Origin of the sequence: Actinomadura geliboluensis (assembly GCF_043197915.1) — a bacterium.
Classification (GTDB): Bacteria; Actinomycetota; Actinomycetes; order Streptosporangiales; family Streptosporangiaceae; genus Spirillospora; species Spirillospora geliboluensis.
This window is the reverse complement of sequence record NZ_JBICUA010000002.1, coordinates 991,809-1,010,265: the sequence shown is the minus strand read 5'-3', so window position 1 is coordinate 1,010,265 and position 18,457 is coordinate 991,809. Positions and strand designations below refer to the sequence as shown.

19 protein-coding genes are annotated in these 18,457 nt (G+C 74.2%); 2 read left to right on the top strand and 17 right to left on the bottom strand.

Annotation, left to right across the window (positions count from 1 at the left end; all coding sequences use genetic code 11):
* Positions 1-55 precede the first annotated feature (55 nt).
* Positions 56-292 (top strand): DUF397 domain-containing protein, encoded by a 237-nt coding sequence (locus tag ACGFI1_RS10265; RefSeq protein WP_171069316.1) that lies wholly within the window; start codon positions 56-58, stop codon positions 290-292.
* Between the two features lie 61 nt (positions 293-353).
* On the opposite strand, the gene ACGFI1_RS10260 is transcribed toward ACGFI1_RS10265, so the two are convergent.
* The 12 genes from ACGFI1_RS10260 to uraD form a co-directional block, all read right to left on the bottom strand.
* Positions 354-1,229: a hypothetical protein gene (locus ACGFI1_RS10260; RefSeq protein WP_392784513.1), complete on the bottom strand. Its 876-nt coding sequence runs from the start codon at positions 1,227-1,229 to the stop codon at positions 354-356.
* A gap of 80 nt (positions 1,230-1,309) precedes the next feature.
* Entirely contained in the window at positions 1,310-1,603 is a 294-nt protein-coding gene (locus ACGFI1_RS10255) for a hypothetical protein (RefSeq protein ID WP_392784511.1), read from the bottom strand.
* 146 nt (positions 1,604-1,749) lie between these two features.
* Complete coding sequence (gene alc, locus ACGFI1_RS10250; RefSeq protein WP_392784509.1) at positions 1,750-2,739, bottom strand: allantoicase; 990 nt, start codon at positions 2,737-2,739, stop codon at positions 1,750-1,752.
* A complete protein-coding gene (gene allB, locus ACGFI1_RS10245) occupies positions 2,736-4,028 on the bottom strand; it encodes an allantoinase AllB (RefSeq protein WP_392784507.1) in 1,293 nt (430 codons plus the stop codon). The genes alc and allB overlap by 4 nt, the downstream gene beginning before the upstream one ends.
* On the bottom strand, positions 4,013-4,816 hold the full coding sequence (locus ACGFI1_RS10240; protein ID WP_392740369.1) for a hydroxypyruvate isomerase family protein: 804 nt from the start codon (positions 4,814-4,816) through the stop codon (positions 4,013-4,015). Before ACGFI1_RS10240 ends, allB begins: the two co-directional genes overlap by 16 nt.
* On the bottom strand, positions 4,813-7,233 hold the full coding sequence (gene pucD, locus ACGFI1_RS10235; protein WP_392784505.1) for a xanthine dehydrogenase subunit D: 2,421 nt from the start codon (positions 7,231-7,233) through the stop codon (positions 4,813-4,815). The genes ACGFI1_RS10240 and pucD overlap by 4 nt, the downstream gene beginning before the upstream one ends.
* Complete coding sequence (locus tag ACGFI1_RS10230) at positions 7,234-8,577, bottom strand: 8-oxoguanine deaminase (RefSeq protein ID WP_392784504.1); 1,344 nt, start codon at positions 8,575-8,577, stop codon at positions 7,234-7,236.
* Positions 8,574-9,056, bottom strand: a complete 483-nt coding sequence (locus tag ACGFI1_RS10225) for a (2Fe-2S)-binding protein (RefSeq protein ID WP_392784502.1) — start codon at positions 9,054-9,056, stop codon at positions 8,574-8,576. The genes ACGFI1_RS10230 and ACGFI1_RS10225 overlap by 4 nt, the downstream gene beginning before the upstream one ends.
* On the bottom strand, positions 9,056-9,934 hold the full coding sequence (locus ACGFI1_RS10220) for an FAD binding domain-containing protein (protein ID WP_392784500.1): 879 nt from the start codon (positions 9,932-9,934) through the stop codon (positions 9,056-9,058). The genes ACGFI1_RS10225 and ACGFI1_RS10220 overlap by 1 nt, the downstream gene beginning before the upstream one ends.
* Positions 9,935-9,948: 14 nt before the next feature.
* Positions 9,949-10,812: a factor-independent urate hydroxylase gene (gene pucL, locus ACGFI1_RS10215; RefSeq protein WP_392784498.1), complete on the bottom strand. Its 864-nt coding sequence runs from the start codon at positions 10,810-10,812 to the stop codon at positions 9,949-9,951.
* Positions 10,813-11,124, bottom strand: a complete 312-nt coding sequence (gene uraH, locus ACGFI1_RS10210; protein WP_301175307.1) for a hydroxyisourate hydrolase — start codon at positions 11,122-11,124, stop codon at positions 10,813-10,815.
* Positions 11,121-11,585: a 2-oxo-4-hydroxy-4-carboxy-5-ureidoimidazoline decarboxylase gene (gene uraD / locus ACGFI1_RS10205; RefSeq protein WP_392784496.1), complete on the bottom strand. Its 465-nt coding sequence runs from the start codon at positions 11,583-11,585 to the stop codon at positions 11,121-11,123. Before uraD ends, uraH begins: the two co-directional genes overlap by 4 nt.
* A gap of 96 nt (positions 11,586-11,681) precedes the next feature.
* Between uraD and ACGFI1_RS10200 the strand changes: the two genes are divergently transcribed.
* The gene (locus tag ACGFI1_RS10200) at positions 11,682-13,112 is read left to right on the top strand and encodes a PucR family transcriptional regulator (protein WP_301175304.1); all 1,431 of its coding nucleotides are present in this window, start codon (positions 11,682-11,684) and stop codon (positions 13,110-13,112) included.
* 29 nt (positions 13,113-13,141) lie between these two features.
* Here ACGFI1_RS10200 and ACGFI1_RS10195 read toward each other — a convergent pair whose 3' ends face one another.
* Genes ACGFI1_RS10195 through ACGFI1_RS10175 form a run of 5 tightly spaced genes read right to left on the bottom strand, consistent with a single transcriptional unit; the run spans position 13,142 to position 18,455 of the window.
* Positions 13,142-14,002: an alpha/beta fold hydrolase gene (locus tag ACGFI1_RS10195; RefSeq protein ID WP_392784494.1), complete on the bottom strand. Its 861-nt coding sequence runs from the start codon at positions 14,000-14,002 to the stop codon at positions 13,142-13,144.
* A 58-nt stretch (positions 14,003-14,060) separates the two neighbouring features.
* Positions 14,061-14,789 (bottom strand): Clp protease N-terminal domain-containing protein, encoded by a 729-nt coding sequence (locus tag ACGFI1_RS10190; RefSeq protein ID WP_392784492.1) that lies wholly within the window; start codon positions 14,787-14,789, stop codon positions 14,061-14,063.
* Between the two features lie 50 nt (positions 14,790-14,839).
* Positions 14,840-15,766, bottom strand: a complete 927-nt coding sequence (locus tag ACGFI1_RS10185; RefSeq protein ID WP_392784491.1) for an NAD-dependent epimerase/dehydratase family protein — start codon at positions 15,764-15,766, stop codon at positions 14,840-14,842.
* Positions 15,763-17,304, bottom strand: coding sequence for a class I adenylate-forming enzyme family protein (locus ACGFI1_RS10180; protein ID WP_392784490.1), 1,542 nt, complete (start codon positions 17,302-17,304; stop codon positions 15,763-15,765). The genes ACGFI1_RS10185 and ACGFI1_RS10180 overlap by 4 nt, the downstream gene beginning before the upstream one ends.
* The gene (locus tag ACGFI1_RS10175; RefSeq protein WP_301175299.1) at positions 17,301-18,455 is read right to left on the bottom strand and encodes a cytochrome P450; all 1,155 of its coding nucleotides are present in this window, start codon (positions 18,453-18,455) and stop codon (positions 17,301-17,303) included. Before ACGFI1_RS10175 ends, ACGFI1_RS10180 begins: the two co-directional genes overlap by 4 nt.
* Between the last annotated feature and the right edge of the window lie 2 nt (positions 18,456-18,457).

The window sequence follows — 18,457 nt, the reverse complement described above, 5'->3', positions numbered from 1 at the left end:
CCCTTCCCGACTAGCCTTGGCCCCGTCAGGGAGCCAGGACGAAGAAGGTGTGCCAGTGACCGAGCAGGAACCGATCCTCAGCGACGGGGTCATCATCGAGTTCATCGATGGCAAGGACGTCCCCGTCCAGCACAAGGACTTCGGTGAGAGGGCCGTCGTGATGCGCGACGCCAAGAACCCCGCGGGCCCGATCCTCTACTTCACCGAGGCCGAGTGGGACGCCTTCATCGCGGGCGTCAAGGACGGCGAGTTCGACGACCTCCTGGAAGAGGACCCCACCGAAACCCACTGATCCGCGGCGTCCCCGGCCCACCGGGGACGCCGCCTCAGCCCCTTCGAGCACCGCGCGGCCGTCAGTCGAACAACTCGTCGACCGACTCCACGGTGCCGGCGCGCCGCAGCCACTCCCGCAGAACCGATTCATCGCGGCAGCCCAGGATGCGCTGCCGCGCGGCGCCGGACACGTCCACGCCACGGCCGTCGAGGACCAGCAGCAGCGACTCCGCCTCTCCTTCGGCCTTGCCTTCGGCTCGGTGGCGCAGGAAGGGCTCGCTCTTGAACTTGTAGTCCGCGGTACCGGTGGTCACGTACTCCTCCAGGATCTGCTTGGCGGCGTTCGAGAGCACGGCCATCACCATGTCAGTGTATAGCTCGCCGCTCTTCTCATCTTGGTTGTCGATGGTGGCCAGGGCGGCATGGGTGATCTCCATGAACTCTCTGGTGTGGGGCGTGACGTTGGCCAGGGCGCTCAGCACGGTCATCTCCGGCATCTGCGCGGCCTGGCGGGTACTGGTGACGAGCGGGCCAGTGCCCGGCCCCACCACGAGGGGTGCGAGATCGAACCCGGGGTGGCCGAGCTTGATCGGCCGCCGCGCCCAGTCGGCCACTGACCGCCTGGGGCAGATGACCACCAGGTAGCACGGGCGCATGGTCCTGGCGAACTGCGTGGCGACATAGAGCGGCCAGCTGCGGTGCTTCCTGGGGTCGACTCCCCGCTGGGTCTCGGCGACAACGCTGATCGTCGGCTCGTTGGAGGCCCCTTCGCAGATCTCCACGACGTTGTCGGCGGTGTAGGCGGTCGGGGCCAGCTGGGTGCACGCCTCACTGGCCGATCTGATCGTGACGTCGGCGGACACTTCGATGCCGAAGGCGACCTCCAGCAGCTGAACGACGACCTCGGGATGGTCGCGGATGATCTTTATCGGGGACTCGTGCTCGACGGTGACCATGCACGGAACGTTACTTGGCGATCACTATTGGATATCTTCACTATTGAATGACTCCATCATGTGATCGACGCCACAATCCGCTACGAGCGCCGGGATTGAGAGGCATAGGACGAGCCGGCGAGGGCGTAGCCGCGGTCGAGGAGGGCCTTGCCGGCGGCCTCGCTCGGGCGGTCGGCCGGGGTGAGGGGCCCGAAGCCGTGGCTGAACAGGACGAGCGTGCCGTTCCAGTCGGCCGGGACGTCGGCGATCCAGGTGGCGCCGTCGGGGAGCGTGCCGGTGTAGTGCGCGGGGGCGGCCGCCGCGTGGGCCGCCGGGGTGAGGGCCAACGGCGCCGCCAGGACGGCGGCGAGCGCGCCTGCCTGGAGTCGTTTCATGGGGGTTCCTCCTGGGCCGGACTCAATAAATGGATGTCGGCGTAGCGGGCGTCAGGATTTTGTCGAGTATTTGGCCGTGACAGGGGTGCGGAGGCGATGGAGTGCTCAGAATTTAGGCAGGTTCTTAGCGGCCGTCAATGGTTTGCCTAATGTTTCAGGGCGGTCCAGCGGGCGTCGAGGGCGCGGGCGCCGTCCGGGGTCAGGTCGCCGAGGAGGCGGAGGCGGGCGATGCCGCCGTCCGGGTGGATGTCGAGCCGGACGTGCGTGACCTCGGGTGACGCCGTCAGGCGGAAGCGGTGCCTGGTGTCGGGGAGCAGGGCGGTCTGGGGCAGCAGGGGGTGCCAGGTGCCGGCGGCGTCGCGGCCGTGCAGGGCGGCCGAGCCGGGGGCGTTGAACTTCAGGTTCGCGGTGTCGATCTCGGCGAGCCTGACCACGCCGGGAGCGGCGAGGCGGATCACCGCCCAGTCGTGCCCGGCGTCGCGGCGCCGGGCCGTCTCCCAGCCCTCGGCCTGGTTGCGGGCCAGGCCGGGGAACAGCATGTTGTCGGGCGAGGAGTAGAACATGTTCGAGCACTCGGTGACGCGGGCGCCGTTCTCCAGGGCGGCCAGGTCGACGGTGAGCCCGGCGAGCAGGCGGGGGTCGGGGACCACCTCGCCGTGGACGCGGAGCCGGGCGATGCCGCCGTCCGGGAACATGTTCAGCCTGACGTGGGTGAACAGCCGCTCGACCGCCACCGGGAAGGCGTGCGCGGTGTCGCCCTTCAGGGGGCTCTCCGGGACGATCTCCACCCAGCCCGCGCCGGACAGGTCGGATGGGTAGCCGTCCACGGCGCACGCCTCCACGGACGCGCGGGGCGGGTAGTTGCCCTTGAACCAGGCGGTGTCGATCACGACGCCGCGGACGACGCCGGGCAGCCCGAGCCTGATCAGCGCCCAGTCGTGGCCGCCGCCGCGGCGGCGGGCGGTCTCCCAGCCGTCGTACAGCTGTCCCTTCGGGCCGAACGTCTCCGGGGAGAACGCCGGGGCCCACGGGTTGATCAGGTTCTCCTTTTCGGCGAAGGACTCGTCGCTCGCCGCCGCCACCGAGCCGCCGAGGGTGCGGACGGCCAGGTCGGGGAGGGTGGTGAACTCGGTCATCGCGGTTCCCGGTGGAGGAGGCGTCCGCGGCCGGCGGGCTCTCCCCGGAGCCAGGTGGCCTGGACGGCTCCGGTGAGCGTCCGGCCCGCGTAGGGGGTGACGGGGTGGCGGTGGTGGAGGGCCGCCGGGTCCACGGTGAACGTCTCGTCGGGCGCGAAGGCGACGAGGTCGGCGTCATTGCCGACGGCGATGGCGCCCTTGCCGGGGACGGCGGCCAGGGCGGCGGGCGCCTCGGACATCCAGCGCACGACCGCGTGCAGGCCGTGCCCACGTTCACGTGCCGCCGTCCAGACGACGGGGAGGCCCAGTTGCAGGGACGAGATGCCGCCCCACGCGGTCGCGAAGTCGCCTCGCTTCAGCTCGGGCGTGCAGGGCGAGTGGTCGGTGACGACGCACGAGATGACGCCGTCCGCGAGCGCCTGCCAGAGCAGTTCGCGGTTGGCGGTGCCGCGGATGGGCGGGCAGCACTTGAAGGCGGTGACGGCGGCCTCTTCGGCGGAGAGCGCCAGGTAGTGGGGGCAGGTCTCGGCGGTGACGGGGAGGCCGTCCGACCGGGCCTTGGCGAGGACGTCCAGGCAGTCGGCGGCCGACAGGTGCAGGATGTGGGCGCGCGCCCCGGTCTCCTCGGCCAGCCGGACGACCCGCTCCACGGCGAGGCGTTCGGCGGACGGCGGCCGTGACGCGAGGAACTCCGCGTAGCCGCCGCCCGCCGGCGGGCTGAGCTCCGCCGGCTCCTCGGCGTGGACGACCACCAGCCCGCCGAACCCGGCGATCTCCTCGAACGCGGCCCGCAGCTCCGCGGCGGAGAGCGGCGGGAACTCCGGGACGCCCGAGTCGGACGTGAAGCACTTGAACCCGAACACGCCGAGGTCGTGCAGCGGGCGCAGCGCGGCGAGGTTGCCGGGGACGGCGCCGCCCCAGAAGCCCACGTCCACGGCGCACGCGCCCTCGGCGGCGGCGCGCTTGGCGGCGAGCGCGGGCGGGTCGACGGTCGGCGGCAGCGCGTTGAGCGGCATGTCGATGAGCGCGGTGACGCCGCCCGCGGCGGCGGCCCGGGTCGCGGTGGCGAAGCCCTCCCATTCGGTGCGGCCCGGTTCGTTGACGTGGACGTGGGTGTCGACCAGGCCCGGCAGCAGCGCCACGTCGCCGAGGTCGACCGAGTCGGCGGCGGGGCCGCCGGCCGGGTAGGGGGAGATCGCGGTGATCCGGCCGTCGCGGACGGAGACGGCGGCGGGGCGTTCGCCGTCCGGCAGCACGGTGCGGCGCGACCTGATCAGGAGGTCGTCCATGCGAACTCCTCCGCCGAGGGCCCCTGCGGCACGTATTCGAGCGAGACCCGGCCGCCGTACCCGATGTCGTCGAGGACGGCGAAGACGCGGTCGAAGTCGATCCGGCCGGTGCCGGGGCGCCCCCGGCCGGGCGCGTCCGCGATCTGGACGTGCCCGATGTCGGCGGCGTGCGCACGCGCGGCCTTCTCCAGGTCGTCGCCGTTCGTCGCCAGGTGGAAGGTGTCGAACAGGAGCCGGATGTTCTCCGCGCCCGCCGCGCGGACGCGCGCCACCACCCCGGCGGCGTCGGCGGCCGTCTCCAGCGGGTAGGCGCCGTTGAGGCCGCGCGCCAGCGGCTCGATGAGCAGCGTCCCGCCGATCTCGCCGACCCGCCCTGCGGCGTGGACGAGGTTCGCGGTAGCGACGTCGTCCTGCTCGGCGGGGTCCGCGCCGTCCAGCCGCTGCCCGTAGAGCGCGTTGAACGACCGGGCGCCCGTGCGCTCGGCGATCCGCAGCAGCACGTCCAGGCTCCGGCGGAACTCCTCGGCGCGGGACGGGTCGGACAGCACGCCCCGCTCCCCCGCCGCCAGGTCGCCCGCGTAGAGGTTCAGCGCGATGAGCCGCACGCCGGCGTCCTCGACCGCCCGGCAGAACGCGTCCGCGTCGGCGGCGGACGGCTCCGGCTCGCCGTTCCACGGCCACCAGAACTCGACCTCGCCGAAGCCCGCCGCCCGCGCCGCCGCCGGGCGGTCGAGCGGCGGGAACTCGGTGAACAGGATCGAGCAGTTGACCGCGAACCGCCGGGTCATGGCCCTCCTCGGACGATGTGATCCGAGACGGTGTGATCCGAGACGGTGTGATCCGAGACGGTGTGATCCGAGACGGTGTGCTCGGAGACGATGTGCTCGGAGACGATGTGCTCGGGGCGGACGGGGACGCGGGTGAGGGCGCGGCCGGTCGCGTCCCGGATCGCGGCGACGATCGCGGGCGTGGACGACAGCGTCGGCGGCTCGCCCGCGCCGCGCAGCCCGTACGGCGCCTCGGGGTCGGGATATTCCAGGATGTCCAGCCGCATGGGCGGCATGTCGAGGATGGTGGGGATCAGGTAGTCGGTGAACGACGGGTTCCGGACGAGCCCGTCCGCCACGACGATCTCCTCCATCACGGCGAGGCCGAGGCCCTGCGCGGAGCCGCCGTGGATCTGGCCCTCCAGCGACAGCCGGTTGATGATCTTACCGACGTCCTGGACGGCGGCCAGCTCGACGACCTTGACGAGGCCGAGCTCCACGTCCACGTCGACGACGGCCCGGTGCACGCACAGCGCGAGCTGGGTGTGGCTGCGGCCCTGCCCGGTGAGGGGGTCCATCCGGGAGGTGGGCCGGTGGTGGTACTCGCGGGTCTCCTCGATGGCGTCGGAGCCGAGGACGTCCTCGATCGTGCCGAGCACCCCGCCCGACCGCGAGACGATCTTTCCGCCGGCGACCGTCAGATCGGTGCGGCCGAGGCGGTCGGCGGCGAGCGCGAGCAGCCGCGCCCGCACCGCCTCGCAGGCCGCCTTCACCGCGCCGCCCGTCATGTACGACTGGCGGGACGCGCTGGAGGAGCCCGCGTCGCCGACGCCGGTGTCCGCCGGGGCGATGGTGACCCGCTCGACGCCCAGCTCCGTCCGCGCCACCTGCGCCTGGACGGTCACGAGCCCCTGCCCGACCTCGGCCGCCGCCGTGTGGACGAGCGCGGTCGCCTCGCCGCCGATGACCTCCAGCCGGACGCGGGCGGTCGACTTGTCGTCGAAGCCCTCGGAGAAGCAGATGTTCTTGATCCCGACGCCGTAGCCGACGCCCCGCACGACGCCCTCGCCGTGCGTCGTCTGCGCGACCCCGCCCGGCAGGTTCCGCAGGTCGGACGGGTCGGCGGCGGCGGGCGGCGGCATCGCCTCCAGCCGGGTCAGCATCTCGGCGAGCGGCGCGGGCGACTCGATGACCTGCCCGGTCGCGAGCCGCGACCCCTGCGAGACCGCGTTGCGGCGGCGGATCTCGATCGGGCCGAGGCCGCAGGCCGCGCCGAGCCTGTCCATCATCGACTCGTAGGCGAAGCACGCCTGGACGGCGCCGAACCCGCGCATCGCGCCGCACGGCGGGTTGTTGGTGTAGACGCCGTACGCGTCGATCCGGATGTTGGGGATCTCGTACGGGCCGACGCCGAGCGACGCCGCGTTGCCGACGACGTTCATGGTGGACGAGGTGTACGCGCCGCCGTCCAGGATGATCTCGACGTCGGCGTAGAGGAGCCTCCCGCCGGAGGTGGCGCCGTACTCGTAGCGCATCCGCGCGGGATGCCGGTGGACGTGCCCGAAGAACGACTCGTACCGGTCGTACGACATCTTCACCGGGCGGCCGGTGTGCAGCGCGAGCATCCCGGCGTGGATCTGCATCGACAGGTCCTCGCGGCCGCCGAACGCCCCGCCGACGCCCGCGAGCGTCATTTGCACCTGGTCTTCGGCAAGCCCGAGGCAGGGCGCGATCTGCTTGAGGTCGTTGTGGATCCACTGCGTGGAGACGTACAGGTCGATGCCGCCGTCCTCGGACGGGATCGCCAGGCCCGACTCGGGCCCGAGGAACGCCTGGTCCTGGATGCCGACCTCGTACTCGCCGGACACGACCACGTCGGCCTCGGCCTTCGCGGCGTCCACGTCCCCGACGCGGACCGGCTGGTGGCGGGTGATGCCGCCCCGGTCCTGGACCTTCAGCCGCTCCGGGTCGGCGATCACGGCGCGCGGGTCGGTGACCGGCTCCAGCACGTCGTACTCGACGGCGATCAGCTCCAGCGCGCGCCGCGCCGTCTCCGGGTGGTCGGCGGCGACGAGCGCGACCGGCTCGCCCTGGTGCCGGACCTGGTCGATCGCGAGGACGGGCTGGTCCTCGGTGTGGTCGATGCCGAACACCTTCCGGCCCGGCACGTCGGCGTGGGTGAGGACGGCCCGGACGCCGGGCAGCGCGAGCGCCGGCCCGATGCCGATCGACCGAATCAGCGCGCGCGGGTGCGGGCTGCGGAGCGTCGCGCCCCACAGCATGCCCTCCATCCACAGGTCGGACGCGTACGCGAACTCGCCCGTGGCCTTGAGCGTCCCGTCCGGCCGCAGCGGGCTCTCCCCGACCCCGCCGATGCCGGGCGCGGCGACATGTCCCGGGCTCTTCACCGGGGACGCCTTACCGGACGGTGACCCCATCTAGAGCACCTCCTCCGCGAGCCGCATGAGGCGGCGGTGGGCGTCGGCGCCGCGCCGTGCCGCCTCGTCCTGCGGGACGGTCACGAGGGTGTCGCCGTCCACGACGGTGCGCCCGCCGACGAGGAGGCGGTGCAGCGGCGGCACGGGGCCGAACGCGAACGCGACGACCGGGTCGTCGATCGCCGCCTGGAAGCCGTCCACGCGCCACAGCGCGATGTCGGCGAGCTTGCCGGGTTCGAGGGAGCCGATCTCGTCGTCCCGGCCGAGGCAGCGGGCGCCGCCGAGCGTCGCCATCTCCAGGGCCTGCCGGGCGGTCAGCGCGGTCGGGCCGTAGCGGGCGCGCTGCATGTAGAGGGCCTGCCGGATCTCCCCGGCGAGCGGGACGAGCTCCGCCGACGCCGAGCCGTCCACGCCGAGCCCGACCGCCGCGCCCTCCGCCAGCAGGTGCGACACGCGGGCGATCCCGGCGCCGAGCCGCGCGTTCGAACTCGGGCAGTGCGCGGTGCCGGTGCCGGTCTCGGCGAGCCGCTTGACGTCGGTGTCGTGCAGGTGGACGCAGTGCGCGAGCCACACGTCCGGGCCGAGCCAGCCGATCGAGTCCAGGTACTCGGCCGGCGTCATGCCGAACTGCTCGCGGGTGTGCTCCTCCTCGTCCACCGTCTCCGCGAGGTGGGTGTGCAGCCGGACGCCCTTGTCGCGCGCCAGCCGCGCCGACTCCACCAGCAGGTCGCGGGTGACGGAGAACGGCGAGCACGGCGCGACGGCGACGCGCAGCATCGAGCCGGGCGACGGGTCGTGGTACCGGTCGATCGCGTCCGCGGTCGCGGCGAGGACCGTGTCGAGGTCCTCGACGACCTCGTCCGGCGGGAGGCCGCCCTGCGACGCGCCCCGGTCCATCGAGCCCCGGCACGGGTGGAACCGGACGCCGACCTCCCGCGCCGCCTCGATCTCCGCCGCGAACAGGTCGCCGCGCCCCTTCGGGAACAGGTAGTGGTGGTCGGTGGAGGTGGTGCAGCCCGACTTGGCGAGCCACGCCAGCCCGGCGGTCGCCGCGCCCGCGACGACCTCGGCGTCCATCGCCGACCAGGGCTTGTAGAGGGTGGACAGCCACTCGAAGAGGGTGCCGTCGGTGACCATGCCCTGGCTCGCCCACTGGTAGAGGTGGTGGTGGGCGTTGACCAGGCCGGGGGTGGCGAGGCAGCCGCGGGCGTCGATCCGCTCCGGGTCGCTGCCGGGGGCCCTTCCGGGGCCGACTGCGGTGATGCGGTCGCCGTCGATCACGATGTGGCCGTCCGGGTACTCCTCCCCGGAGACGGTGACGACGTGCGCGTTCTCGATGATCATGCGCCGGCCCTCCGCCGCGCGGCGAGGCGCACCGCGTCCAGGATCTTCTCGTAGCCGGTGCAGCGGCACAGGTTCCCGGCGAGCGCCTCGCGAATCTCGGCGTCGCTCGGCGCCGGGTTCCGGGCGAGCAGGTCGTGCGACTGGACGATCAGGCCCGGCGTGCAGAACCCGCACTGGACCGCGCCCGTCTCCACGAACGCCTCCTGGACGGGGTCGAGCCGCTCACCGCCGGGCGGCCCCTCGGCGAGGCCCTCGACGGTGACGACCTCGCGGCCCTCGGCCTGCCCGGCCGCGACCAGGCAGGCGCACACCGGCACGCCGTCCAGGTAGACGGTGCAGGAGCCGCATTCGCCCTGCTCGCAGGCGTTCTTCGAACCGGGGAGGCCCATCCGCTCGCGCAGCATGTAGAGCAGGCTCTCGCCCTCCCACACGTCGTCCACGGCCTCCGCCGCCCCGTTCACGGTGACGTTCACGCGCATCAGGACGCCCTCCTTCCGTTCGCTCCCGCCCGGTACTCGTCCCAGGCCCAGGTCAGGGTGCGGCGCGCCAGCACCGACAGCGCGTGCCGGCGGTAGCCGCCCGTCCCGCGCACGTCGTCGATCGGGGACGCCGCGTCCCGCACCAGGTCGCCGAACCGCCGCACCGCCGGCTCCGGAAGCGGGCGGCGGCCGTCCCAGTCCAGCTCGTGGGAGATGAACGCCTCGGCCTCGGGGGCGGTGCGCGGGGTCGGCGCGGCGGAGCCGAGGCCGGTGCCGACGCGCCGCTCGCCGGGGTGCAGGGCCAGCGCGAACGAGCACACGGCGATCACCATCGCGTTCCGGGTGCCGATCTTGGCGAAGTACTGCGGGCCGGACGCGGGCACCGCCCAGAAAGCGCGGATCAGCTCGTCCGGCTCCAGCGCGTTGCGCTTCACCCCGGTGAAGAACCGGCCGACCGGGATCATCCGGACGCCGCGCGCCGCCGACTCGGCCTCGATCACCGCGTCCCCGGCGAGCAGCGGCGGATGGGCGTCCCCGGCGGGCGACGCCGCGCCGAGGTTGCCGCCGGCGGTGCCCCGGTTGCGGATCTGCGGCGACCCGACCGTCCGGGACGCCTGCGCGAGGCCGGGCAGCGGCCCGCCCAGCTCGGTGATCAGCCGCGCGTAGGGGACGCCCGCGCCGACGCGGAGCCGGCCGTCCACCCTGTCCCATTCGGTGAGGTCGCGGACGCGGGTCAGGTCGAGCAGCGCCTCGGGCCGGTCCTGATCGAAGTTGATCTCGACCATGACGTCGGTGCCGCCCTGCACGGGCCGCGCGCCCGGCCGCCCCGCCTTGGCGGCCAGCGCGTCCTCCCAGGTCAGCGGTCGCAGGAAGTCCATGTCTCCAGAGTTCCTCAGTTCCAGGCGGACGGGGCGTCGCGCGCGTCATCGGTGAGCACCGTGCCCTCGATGAGCCCGTACGGGCGATCCGCCGCGAAGTAGACCTCGTTGTCGTTGTCCAGGCCGAACGGCTCCAGATCGACCAGGAAGTGGTGCTTGTTGGGCAGTGACAGCCTGACCTCGCAGAGGCCGTCCTGGCCGTCCAGGACGCTCCGCCCCATCTGGAAGAGCGTCTGCTGGAGCGACAGGCTGTGCGTCTCGGCGAAGGCGGTGAGCAGGGCGTCGCGGGCGGCGGCGTACGAGTCGTCCCATGCCGCGTCCGTCGTCATGTGGCGCCATCGGGCGGTGACGGCGGTCGCGAGGACGCGGTCGTCGGTCGGTTCGAGGGTCGTGTACTCGTCCCGCGCGAACCCGTGGAACTCGCTCCCGGTCGAGTTCAGCACGACCAGGTCGGTGAGGCCGGACACCACGCTCTCGGTGCCGTCGGCGTCGTGGTGGACCAGCGCCGTCCTGACCTCGCCGCCGTCCCGGACGAACGAGTGCCCGCCCGTGATGCGGCGCCAGCCGTACTCGCTGATCTCGACCCGCGCGTGCGCGACCGCCGGCTGCGACGCGGTGAAGTGCCGGGCGAGCAGCAGGCCGAAGTCCTCGATCGCGGCGATGCCGTGCCGCCTGGCGAACGCGAACACGGTGTTCTTCTGGCTGTCGGTCGGCAGGACGGCCGCGTTGTCGCCGGTCAGGTGCACCTCGTCCATCGCACCCGAGAGGGAGACGCTGACGCTGACGTCCTTGAGCCGGTGGGTACCGCCGTCCCGGGTCACGCGGACGACGCGGGTCTCCGCCTTCCCGTAGCGGTTGGATCCGAGGACGACGGCCATCTAGCTCCCCCGGTAGGTCGAGTACGCGAACGGGCTGATCAGCAGCGGGACGTGGTAGTGCCGCCCCGGATCGTCGATGGTGAACGCCACGGTCACCTCGGGGTAGAACTCCGACAGATCGGCGGTGTCGAACGTGAGGCGGTGCACGCCCTTCCCCGGCTCCGCACCCCACTCCCTGATCCGGCCGTCGGCGTCGGTGCGGGCCTCGGCCAGGACCGTCCAGCCGTCCCCGTCGCGCCGGTCGAGGCGGACGGCGACGCCCGCCGCCGGCGCCCCCTTCGCCGCGTCCAGCACGTGCGTCGACAGGCTCATGTCCTCTCCTTCACCAGCTTCACCAGCCGGAGGTCGACGATCTCGGCCAGCTCCCTCCGCACGACGGCCCGCTCCGTCCCGGCGTCGTTGCCGAGCCGCTCCCGGAGTTCCGCGAGCATCTCCAGGGCCGACCTTCCCGACGCGCGGATCAGGAACACATGCCCGAACCGCTCCTCGTAGGCCCGGTTGCCCTCGACGAGCGCCTCCCGCAGCTCGGCCGCCGCGCCGTCCATCCCGGACTGCTCCCCCCGCGACCAGCCGGCCTCCCGCCCGCCGCCGCCCGCCCGCTCCCCGATGCGCGGGTGCGCCGCGAGCGCCTCCTCGACGTCGGCCCACGCCAGCTCGTCCAGCGCCCGCCGCGAGGCCGCGCGCAGCGCCGCCAGGTCGCGGTGCCCGGCGACGGCCGCGATCCACCGGCGGGACGCGCAGCACGCCGCCAGCTCCGCCTCGCTCAGCTCCACGCCTGCCAGTACACACACGCCTCCCGCGGCGGGTCGAGGCACAGGACGTCCGAACTGTGCACCCGGCCGCCCGCGGCGTTTTGTAGGTTCCTCCATATGAGGCTGCGTTCGCTGCTCGCGATGCCGGAGCTGCGGCTGGAGGTCGTGACCGGCGCGGACGGGCTGGACCGCGCGATCCGCTGGGTGGTCACGACCGACCTGCTCGATCCGGGCCGCTACCTGCGCGGGCGGGAACTGGTGCTGACCGGGCTCGTCTGGCGGACCGGCCCCGCCGACTCGGAGACGTTCGTGCGGGCGCTCGCCGAGGCGGGCGTCTCGGGCCTCGCCGCGTGGGACCTCGCGCTCGGCGCCATCCCGGACGACCTCGTCGACGCCTGCCGGCGGCACCGGCTCCCGCTGTTCAAGGTGCCGGAGGACGTGGCGTTCGCGACCGTCACCGAGGAGGTCGTCCGGCACCTGTCGGCCGCCCGGGCCGCCGACCTCGCCGCCGTGCTCGACCGGCACCGCCGCCTCGTCGAGGGCACCGGCCTCGGCGCCGTCCTCGACCTGGTCGGGCACTGCCACGTCCTCGCCCCGACCGGGCGCGTCGTCGCGGGCCCCGCTCCGGCCCGCCCCGAGGCCCTCGCCCGCGCGTTCCTCGCGGCGCCCCGGCTGCCGCACCACGAGCCCGCGCTCGACGCGTCGCTGTTCCCGGTCGCGGGCGGCGGCACGCCCCGCGTCGCGGACTGGTTCCTCGTCTTCGACGGCGACTTCGCCGACTGGCCCGCCGAGCGCCGCGCCCTCACCGCCGAGCTCGCCGCGATCGTCGCGCTGGAGCGGGCCCGCCGCGACGCGCCCGCCGCCGTCGACGGCGACCTCCTGACCGGCGGGGACGCCGGCCGGCTCGGCCTGCCCGCGGACGCGCCGCACGTCGCCGTGGCCGCCTCCGGGCGGGGCGGCCTGCGGCCGGGCGAGGTCCGCACCGTCCTCGCCGAGATCCTCCCGTTCCGGGTGGCCGCGCTGCTGGACGACGAGGTGGTCGGGCTCGTGCCGGCCGCCGGGGGCGACGTCGCCGCCGCGCTCCAGGACGCCCTCGCCCTGCTGGCCCCCGGCCTCGCCGGCGGCGGCCTCGCGGTCGGCGTCAGCGGCGTGGCGGCGGCCGCCGAGCTGCGCGGCGCGGTCGAGGAGGCCCGGCACGCCCGCCGCCTCGCCGCCGCCCGCCCCGACCCGGCCTGCGTCGTCCGGCACGACGAGCTCGCCACCCACGTCCTGCTGCTGGCGAGCGTCCCGGACGACGTCCGCCGCATGTTCCGGGTGCGGCTCCTGGACCCGCTGCTCGACTACGACCGGGCCCACGGCGCCGACCTCGTCCGCACCCTGGAGACGTTCCTGCGGCACTCCGGCTCGTGGACGCGCTGCGCCGAGCAGCTCCACCTGCACGTCAACTCCGTCCGGTACCGCATCCAGCGCGTGGAGGAGCTGACCGGCCGCGACCTGTCCCGCCTGGAGGACCGCGTCGACTTCTTCCTGGCCCTCCGCCTGACCTGACCTCCTGCCCGATCCCGGGCGCCCCGGACTCAGCTGGTGTGGCGGACGAGCGCGGGGACGACGGTGTCCCAGGTCCGCCGGGGCAGGCCCGTCCCCGTGCGCGGCAGGACGAGCAGTTCCGCGCGCGGGATCTCGGCGGCGAGGGCCTCGGCGTTGCCGAGGGGGAAGAACGGGTCGTCCTCGCCGTGGACGACCAGAGTGGGCGCGGTGATCTCCGGGAGGCGCTCGCGCCAGCGGGCGCCGCAGTCGAGCGCGGCGAAGACCGTGCCCATCTGGTCGGCGCGGTGGAACCTGCCGCTCGGGTCCCCGGTCCGGGTCCTGTCGTGGACGCGTTCGATGTTCTCGCGCGCCTCGCCCTCGTCGAAGTCGCGGCCGCCCATGTGCCGGGCGTTCTCCAGCAGGAACGCGACGACGGAGGCCCGGTCCGCCCAGTCCACGCGCGGCGGGTTCATGAAGTGCCGCATGAGCTCGGGCGCGTGCTCGGGCAGGTCGGGGTCGGCGGGGCCGGGCGCCGTGGGCCGGGTGCCGATCAGGGTGAGGGTGGCGACGCGGCCCGGGTGGTCGAGGGCGAGGAGTTGGGCGATCCACCCGCCGGGACCGGCGCCGACGACGTGCGCGCGCTCCAGGCCGAGCGCGTCGAGCAGGCCCGCGGCGTCCGCGACCAGGTCCCGGAGGGTGTAGGCGGGCGCCTCCGGGTCGGCGGCGGTCGAGCGCCCGGTGTCGCGCAGGTCGTAGCGGACGAGAAGGCGGCGCAGGGCCGCCAGCCGTTCGCACAGCGCGTCGGGCCACGTGAGCATCGTGTTCCCGATCAGGAGCACCGGCACGTCGTCCGCGCCGCCGAAGGTCTCCGTGCAGAGTTCGGCGCCGTTGACGCTGATGAGCTTCTCCATGCCGGTGCAGACCCGCGCGGCGCCCGGAACTCATCGCCGCGGCCCCGCTCGGCCGGATCTATGGGACGTTGGGCGGCGCCAGGGGCTTCAGCGCCTCGGTGATGTACTCCTCTGCGGCGGGCTTGGCGATGCCGAGGTCGGAGAGGACGCCCGACCCGTTCTCGAACTCCAGGAGCGCGAGCAGGAGGTGCTCGGTGCCGATGTAGTTGTGGCCGAGGCGCAGGGCCTCGCGGAAGGTCAGTTCGAGGGCCTTCTTGGCCCCCTGGTCGAAGGGGATGAGGGCCGGGAGGTCGGCGGACTCGGGCGGCAGCGCGGCCTCGGCGGCCTGGCGGACGGTGTCCAGCAGCACGCCCTGCGCCGTGATGGCCTTGCCCGCGATCGCGTCGGGTTCGGCGAGCAGGCCGAGGACGAGGTGGACCGGGGTGATCTCCGGGCTGCCGGCGGCGCGGGCCTCGTTCTGCGACGTGATGACGACGTTGCGGGCGCGGGGGGTGTAGCGGGAGAACGCCTCGGACGGGTCGATCTCGCCCGCGCCCTTGGGGACGAAGCGCTTCTGCGCCGCCTGCTTGCTGACGCCCATGCTCTTGCCGATGTCGGTCCAGGACGCGCCGGACCGCCGGGCCTGGTCGACGAAGTGGCCGATGAGGTGGTCGGCGACCTCGCCGAGGTGCTCGGCGGCGAGGACCGCGCTGGTGAGCTGTTCGAGCGCGTCGGGGTGGACCTGCTTGATCGAGTTGATCAGATCGTCCAGCCGGACCTGGAGAGGGGTCTGCGTGGGTTCGGTCATGCGTCAACCATAGGTTGACGATCGCCCGATCGTCAACCACTGGTTGACGATCACCAGCCGGCGGCGCCGGCGAAGGACGTCGGGTGCGGGTCGTAGCCGAGGGTCTTCTCGGCGGCGGTGATGTCCAAGGTGCGCTCCACGGCCAGGTGGCTGATCGCGTAGCGGGTGATGCGCGGCGGTTCCGGGCGGCGGGCCAGCAGGAACGCGCCCTCGGCGAGCGCCGCCAGCGGGCGGGCCGCGCCGGCGGGGAGGTAGACCGGCCGCGCCCTGACGCCGCGCTCGCGGAGGATCGCGCGGAACGCGTCGTCGATCGTGACCGGCGCCGCGTCGGCGATGTTGAAGACGCCGGACGCCGCCGGGCCCGTCGCGGCCAGCACGCAGCCCTGGACGAGGTTGCCGACCGAGGTCAGGCTGACGCGCTGGCGGCCGGTGCCCACCGCGGGCAGCAGCGGGCCGCGCACCGCCGACAGGACGCGCGGCAGCAGCGTCGTGTCACCGGGGCCGTAGACCGCGTGGGGACGCAGGATGACCGCGCCGTGGTCCCGCGCCAGGCGCTCGGCGGCGGCCTTGGACGCGCCGTAGGCGTTCATGTAGCGCGACACCGGGGCCTCGTCCTCGCGCACCATGACGCTCGGCCGGAACGGGTCGTAGACGCTCGCCGTGCTCACATGGACGAACCGCGCGTCCGGGAAGGACTCCAGCGCGGCGCGGGTGCCGGTGAGGTTGGCGGCGAAGAGGGTCGGCGCAGGCCCCCAGTCGGTGACGCTGCCCGCACAGTGGACGACGGCGTCCACACGTGGTGCGTCTTGCAGCGGGCCTCGGGTGAGGTCCCATGACCGGTACGGGGCACTGCCCACGTGGGCCGGGTCGACGGTCGGGCGGCGGCCGAACGCGAACGTCGTGATGTCCTGGGCCGCCAGTGCCCGGCACACCGCACCGCCGACGAAACCCGAGGCCCCGGTTACGGCGATCCTCATCGCGCCACCAGTTCGCGGAGCCGGTCGCGGTCGAGCTTGCGGGTCCGGCCGGAGCGCGGAAGGTCGTCCAGGACGACGATCCGGTCCGGGAGGGCGTCATGGTCGATGACGTCCGGGAGGGTGCGCTGGAGCCGAGCGGGCAGGTGGGGCGGCCCCACCACCGCCAGGACGACCTCCTCGTCCCCAGTCTGCGGGTCGGGAACGCCCACGATCGCGGCTTCGGCCACGTCGGGCAGGGCCGCGATAGATGGTTCGTACAGGCCGGGATAGAGGTTGAACTTGCCTCGGATCAGCATGTCCTTCTTGCGCCCCGTGAGGACGAGACGCCCATCGTCGATGCGGGCCAGGTCGCCGGTCGGGAGTTCGGTGATGGGTTCCGCGCCCAGGTAGCCGCGGCACAGATTGGGGCCTGACAGGACCAGTTCGCCGTCGTCGGCCAGGCGCGCGCCTACACCGGGCAGTGGCGCGCCCAAGAGGTCGCCCGAGCCCGGCCCCGTGTGCGCGAGCTTCTCCTCCGCCGACGCGATCGCCACCGGCAGGATCTCCGTCATCGCGTACACCGACAGCACCTCGGCGGACGGCGCCGCCGCCACCGCCCTGCGCAGGATCGGCGCGGGCGCGGGCGCCGCGCCGAGCAGGACGTACCGGACGGCCGGCGGCAGCTCCCCGCAGGCGTCCAGGACCTCGGCGAGGTGGACGGGGACGCAGAACGTGTGCGTGGCGCCCCGTTCCCGCATCAGCCGGGCGAAGTCGGCGGGCGCGCAGAACAGCGGCGGCATCGACCAGCGCGCGCCCGCGATCAGCGTCGGCAGGCCGAGCATCAGCTGGTCGGTGTGCACGACGTCGCCGGGGCCGAGCGGCAGCCGGGCCCGGAACAGGTCGAGCGCCGCGGCGAGCGACGCCTGCGTGTGCACGACCGCGCGCGGGTGCGCGGTCGTCCCCGAGGTGAAGATCACGGCGGCGGGCGCGTCCGGGTCGGGGGCCGCGCCGGGCTCGGGGGCGTCCCCGCGGACCAGCCGCGCGAACGGCACCGCGCCGCGCGGCACGCCCGGCAGGCGGCGGCCGACGTGGATGTGCCGCATCGGGCCCTCGCCCGGGACCTGCTCGCCCGGGACCTGCTCGCCCGGGACCTGGAGGTCGGCGAGGTTCGGCAGCAGCAGCCCGCGCCGCCGCGCGTAGGCCCGCACGGGCCGCAGCCGGCTGCCCGCGTACAGCACCGACTCGGCCGCGGACCAGCGCGGGCGCGCGAGCCGGAGCCGCGCGGTGAACATCTCGGGGCCGGCCCCCGGGTCGGCGAACACGACCACTCCCCCGGCCGCGACAACGCCGAGCGCGAGGACGAGCGACTCCGGCGAGGGCCGCACGGAGAACAGCACCCCGTCCCCCGCCGCGAGGCCGCCCGCCAGCAGCCCGTGCCGGACGGCGAGGACCTGCCGCCGCAGCTCGCCGTACGTCAGCTCGGTGCCGTCCCCCGCGACGAGGGCGACGTCCCCGGGCGTGCGCGCGGCCTGGTCGAGCAACCGCCTGACGAGCGTCATGCCGCCTCCTCCGACCTGACGGCCAGGTACCGGTAGGTCGGGATCAGGACGCCGCGCGCCGCCGCCCGCCGGGTGATCCTCAGCGGCGCGGCGGCCAGCAGCGTCCGGGCCACCCGGCGGATCTGCGCCATCGCGAGCGGGTAGCCGAGGCAGAAGTGCGGCCCGGCGCCGAACCACAGGCGGCGCAGCTCGGGCGGGTGCGGCCGGTCGAGGTCGAACGGGCCGAGGGCGCGGCAGCAGTTGTGCGTGGCGATCAGCACCCGGTCGCCGGGCCGGATCGCGACGCCCGCGACCTCCGCCGGGCGGTGCACGCTGCGCAGCATCACCGGGGTCGGCGTCGTCACCCGCATGGCCTCCTCGACGGCCCGGTCCAGGAGCGCGGGGTCGGCGGCGACGCGGCCCAGCTGCCCGTGGTCGGCGAGCAGGGCGATCAGCCGGGGCAGCAGCGTCGCGACGGTCTCGGTGCCGGTCAGGAAGAACGCCCCGGCCGCGCCGCGCGCCTCCTCGGCGGACAGGCCGAGTGCCCGCATCCGGCCCATGACCGTCGACTCGTCCCCGGCCTGGTACGCCTTGGCCGCGATGTCGCCGAGCGGGTCGAGGACGCCGCGGGCGCGCCGCACCTGGGCCGGGGAGAGCCGGCGCGTGCGCAGCGACACCATGGACACGATCCGCTCGCCCTGCTCGAACAGGTCCCGGTAGACGGCCTCGCTCCCGCCCTCCAGCCCGATGACCTCGCCGATCACCGTACCGGCCAGCACGCGGGCGGTGTCGACCAGGTCGACGGTCGCGCCGCGCCGGAGCCGACCCGCGAGCCGTTCCAGCGGTTCGTCCAGCACCCGCGCGCACAGCGCCTCGGTATAGGACGGCACGAACAGCTCGGTGAGCCGGCGGCGGAGCGCCCGGTGCGCCTCGCCCTCCATGTTGAGCAGGACGGACGGGCCGAGCACCGGCGTCCACAGGTCGCCGGGCGAGCCGGGGCCGTCCTTGCGGAAGGTCTCGCCGTCCATCAGGACCTCGCGCGCCGCCGCCGCGTCGTTCACGACCACGCCGACGCCCGGCACGCGGACGACCGCGCCGCGCCGGGCCACCCCGCGCAGCAGCGGGTACGCGACCGGATGCGCGGCCAGGTACAGCCGCTCCTCCCAGCTCATCG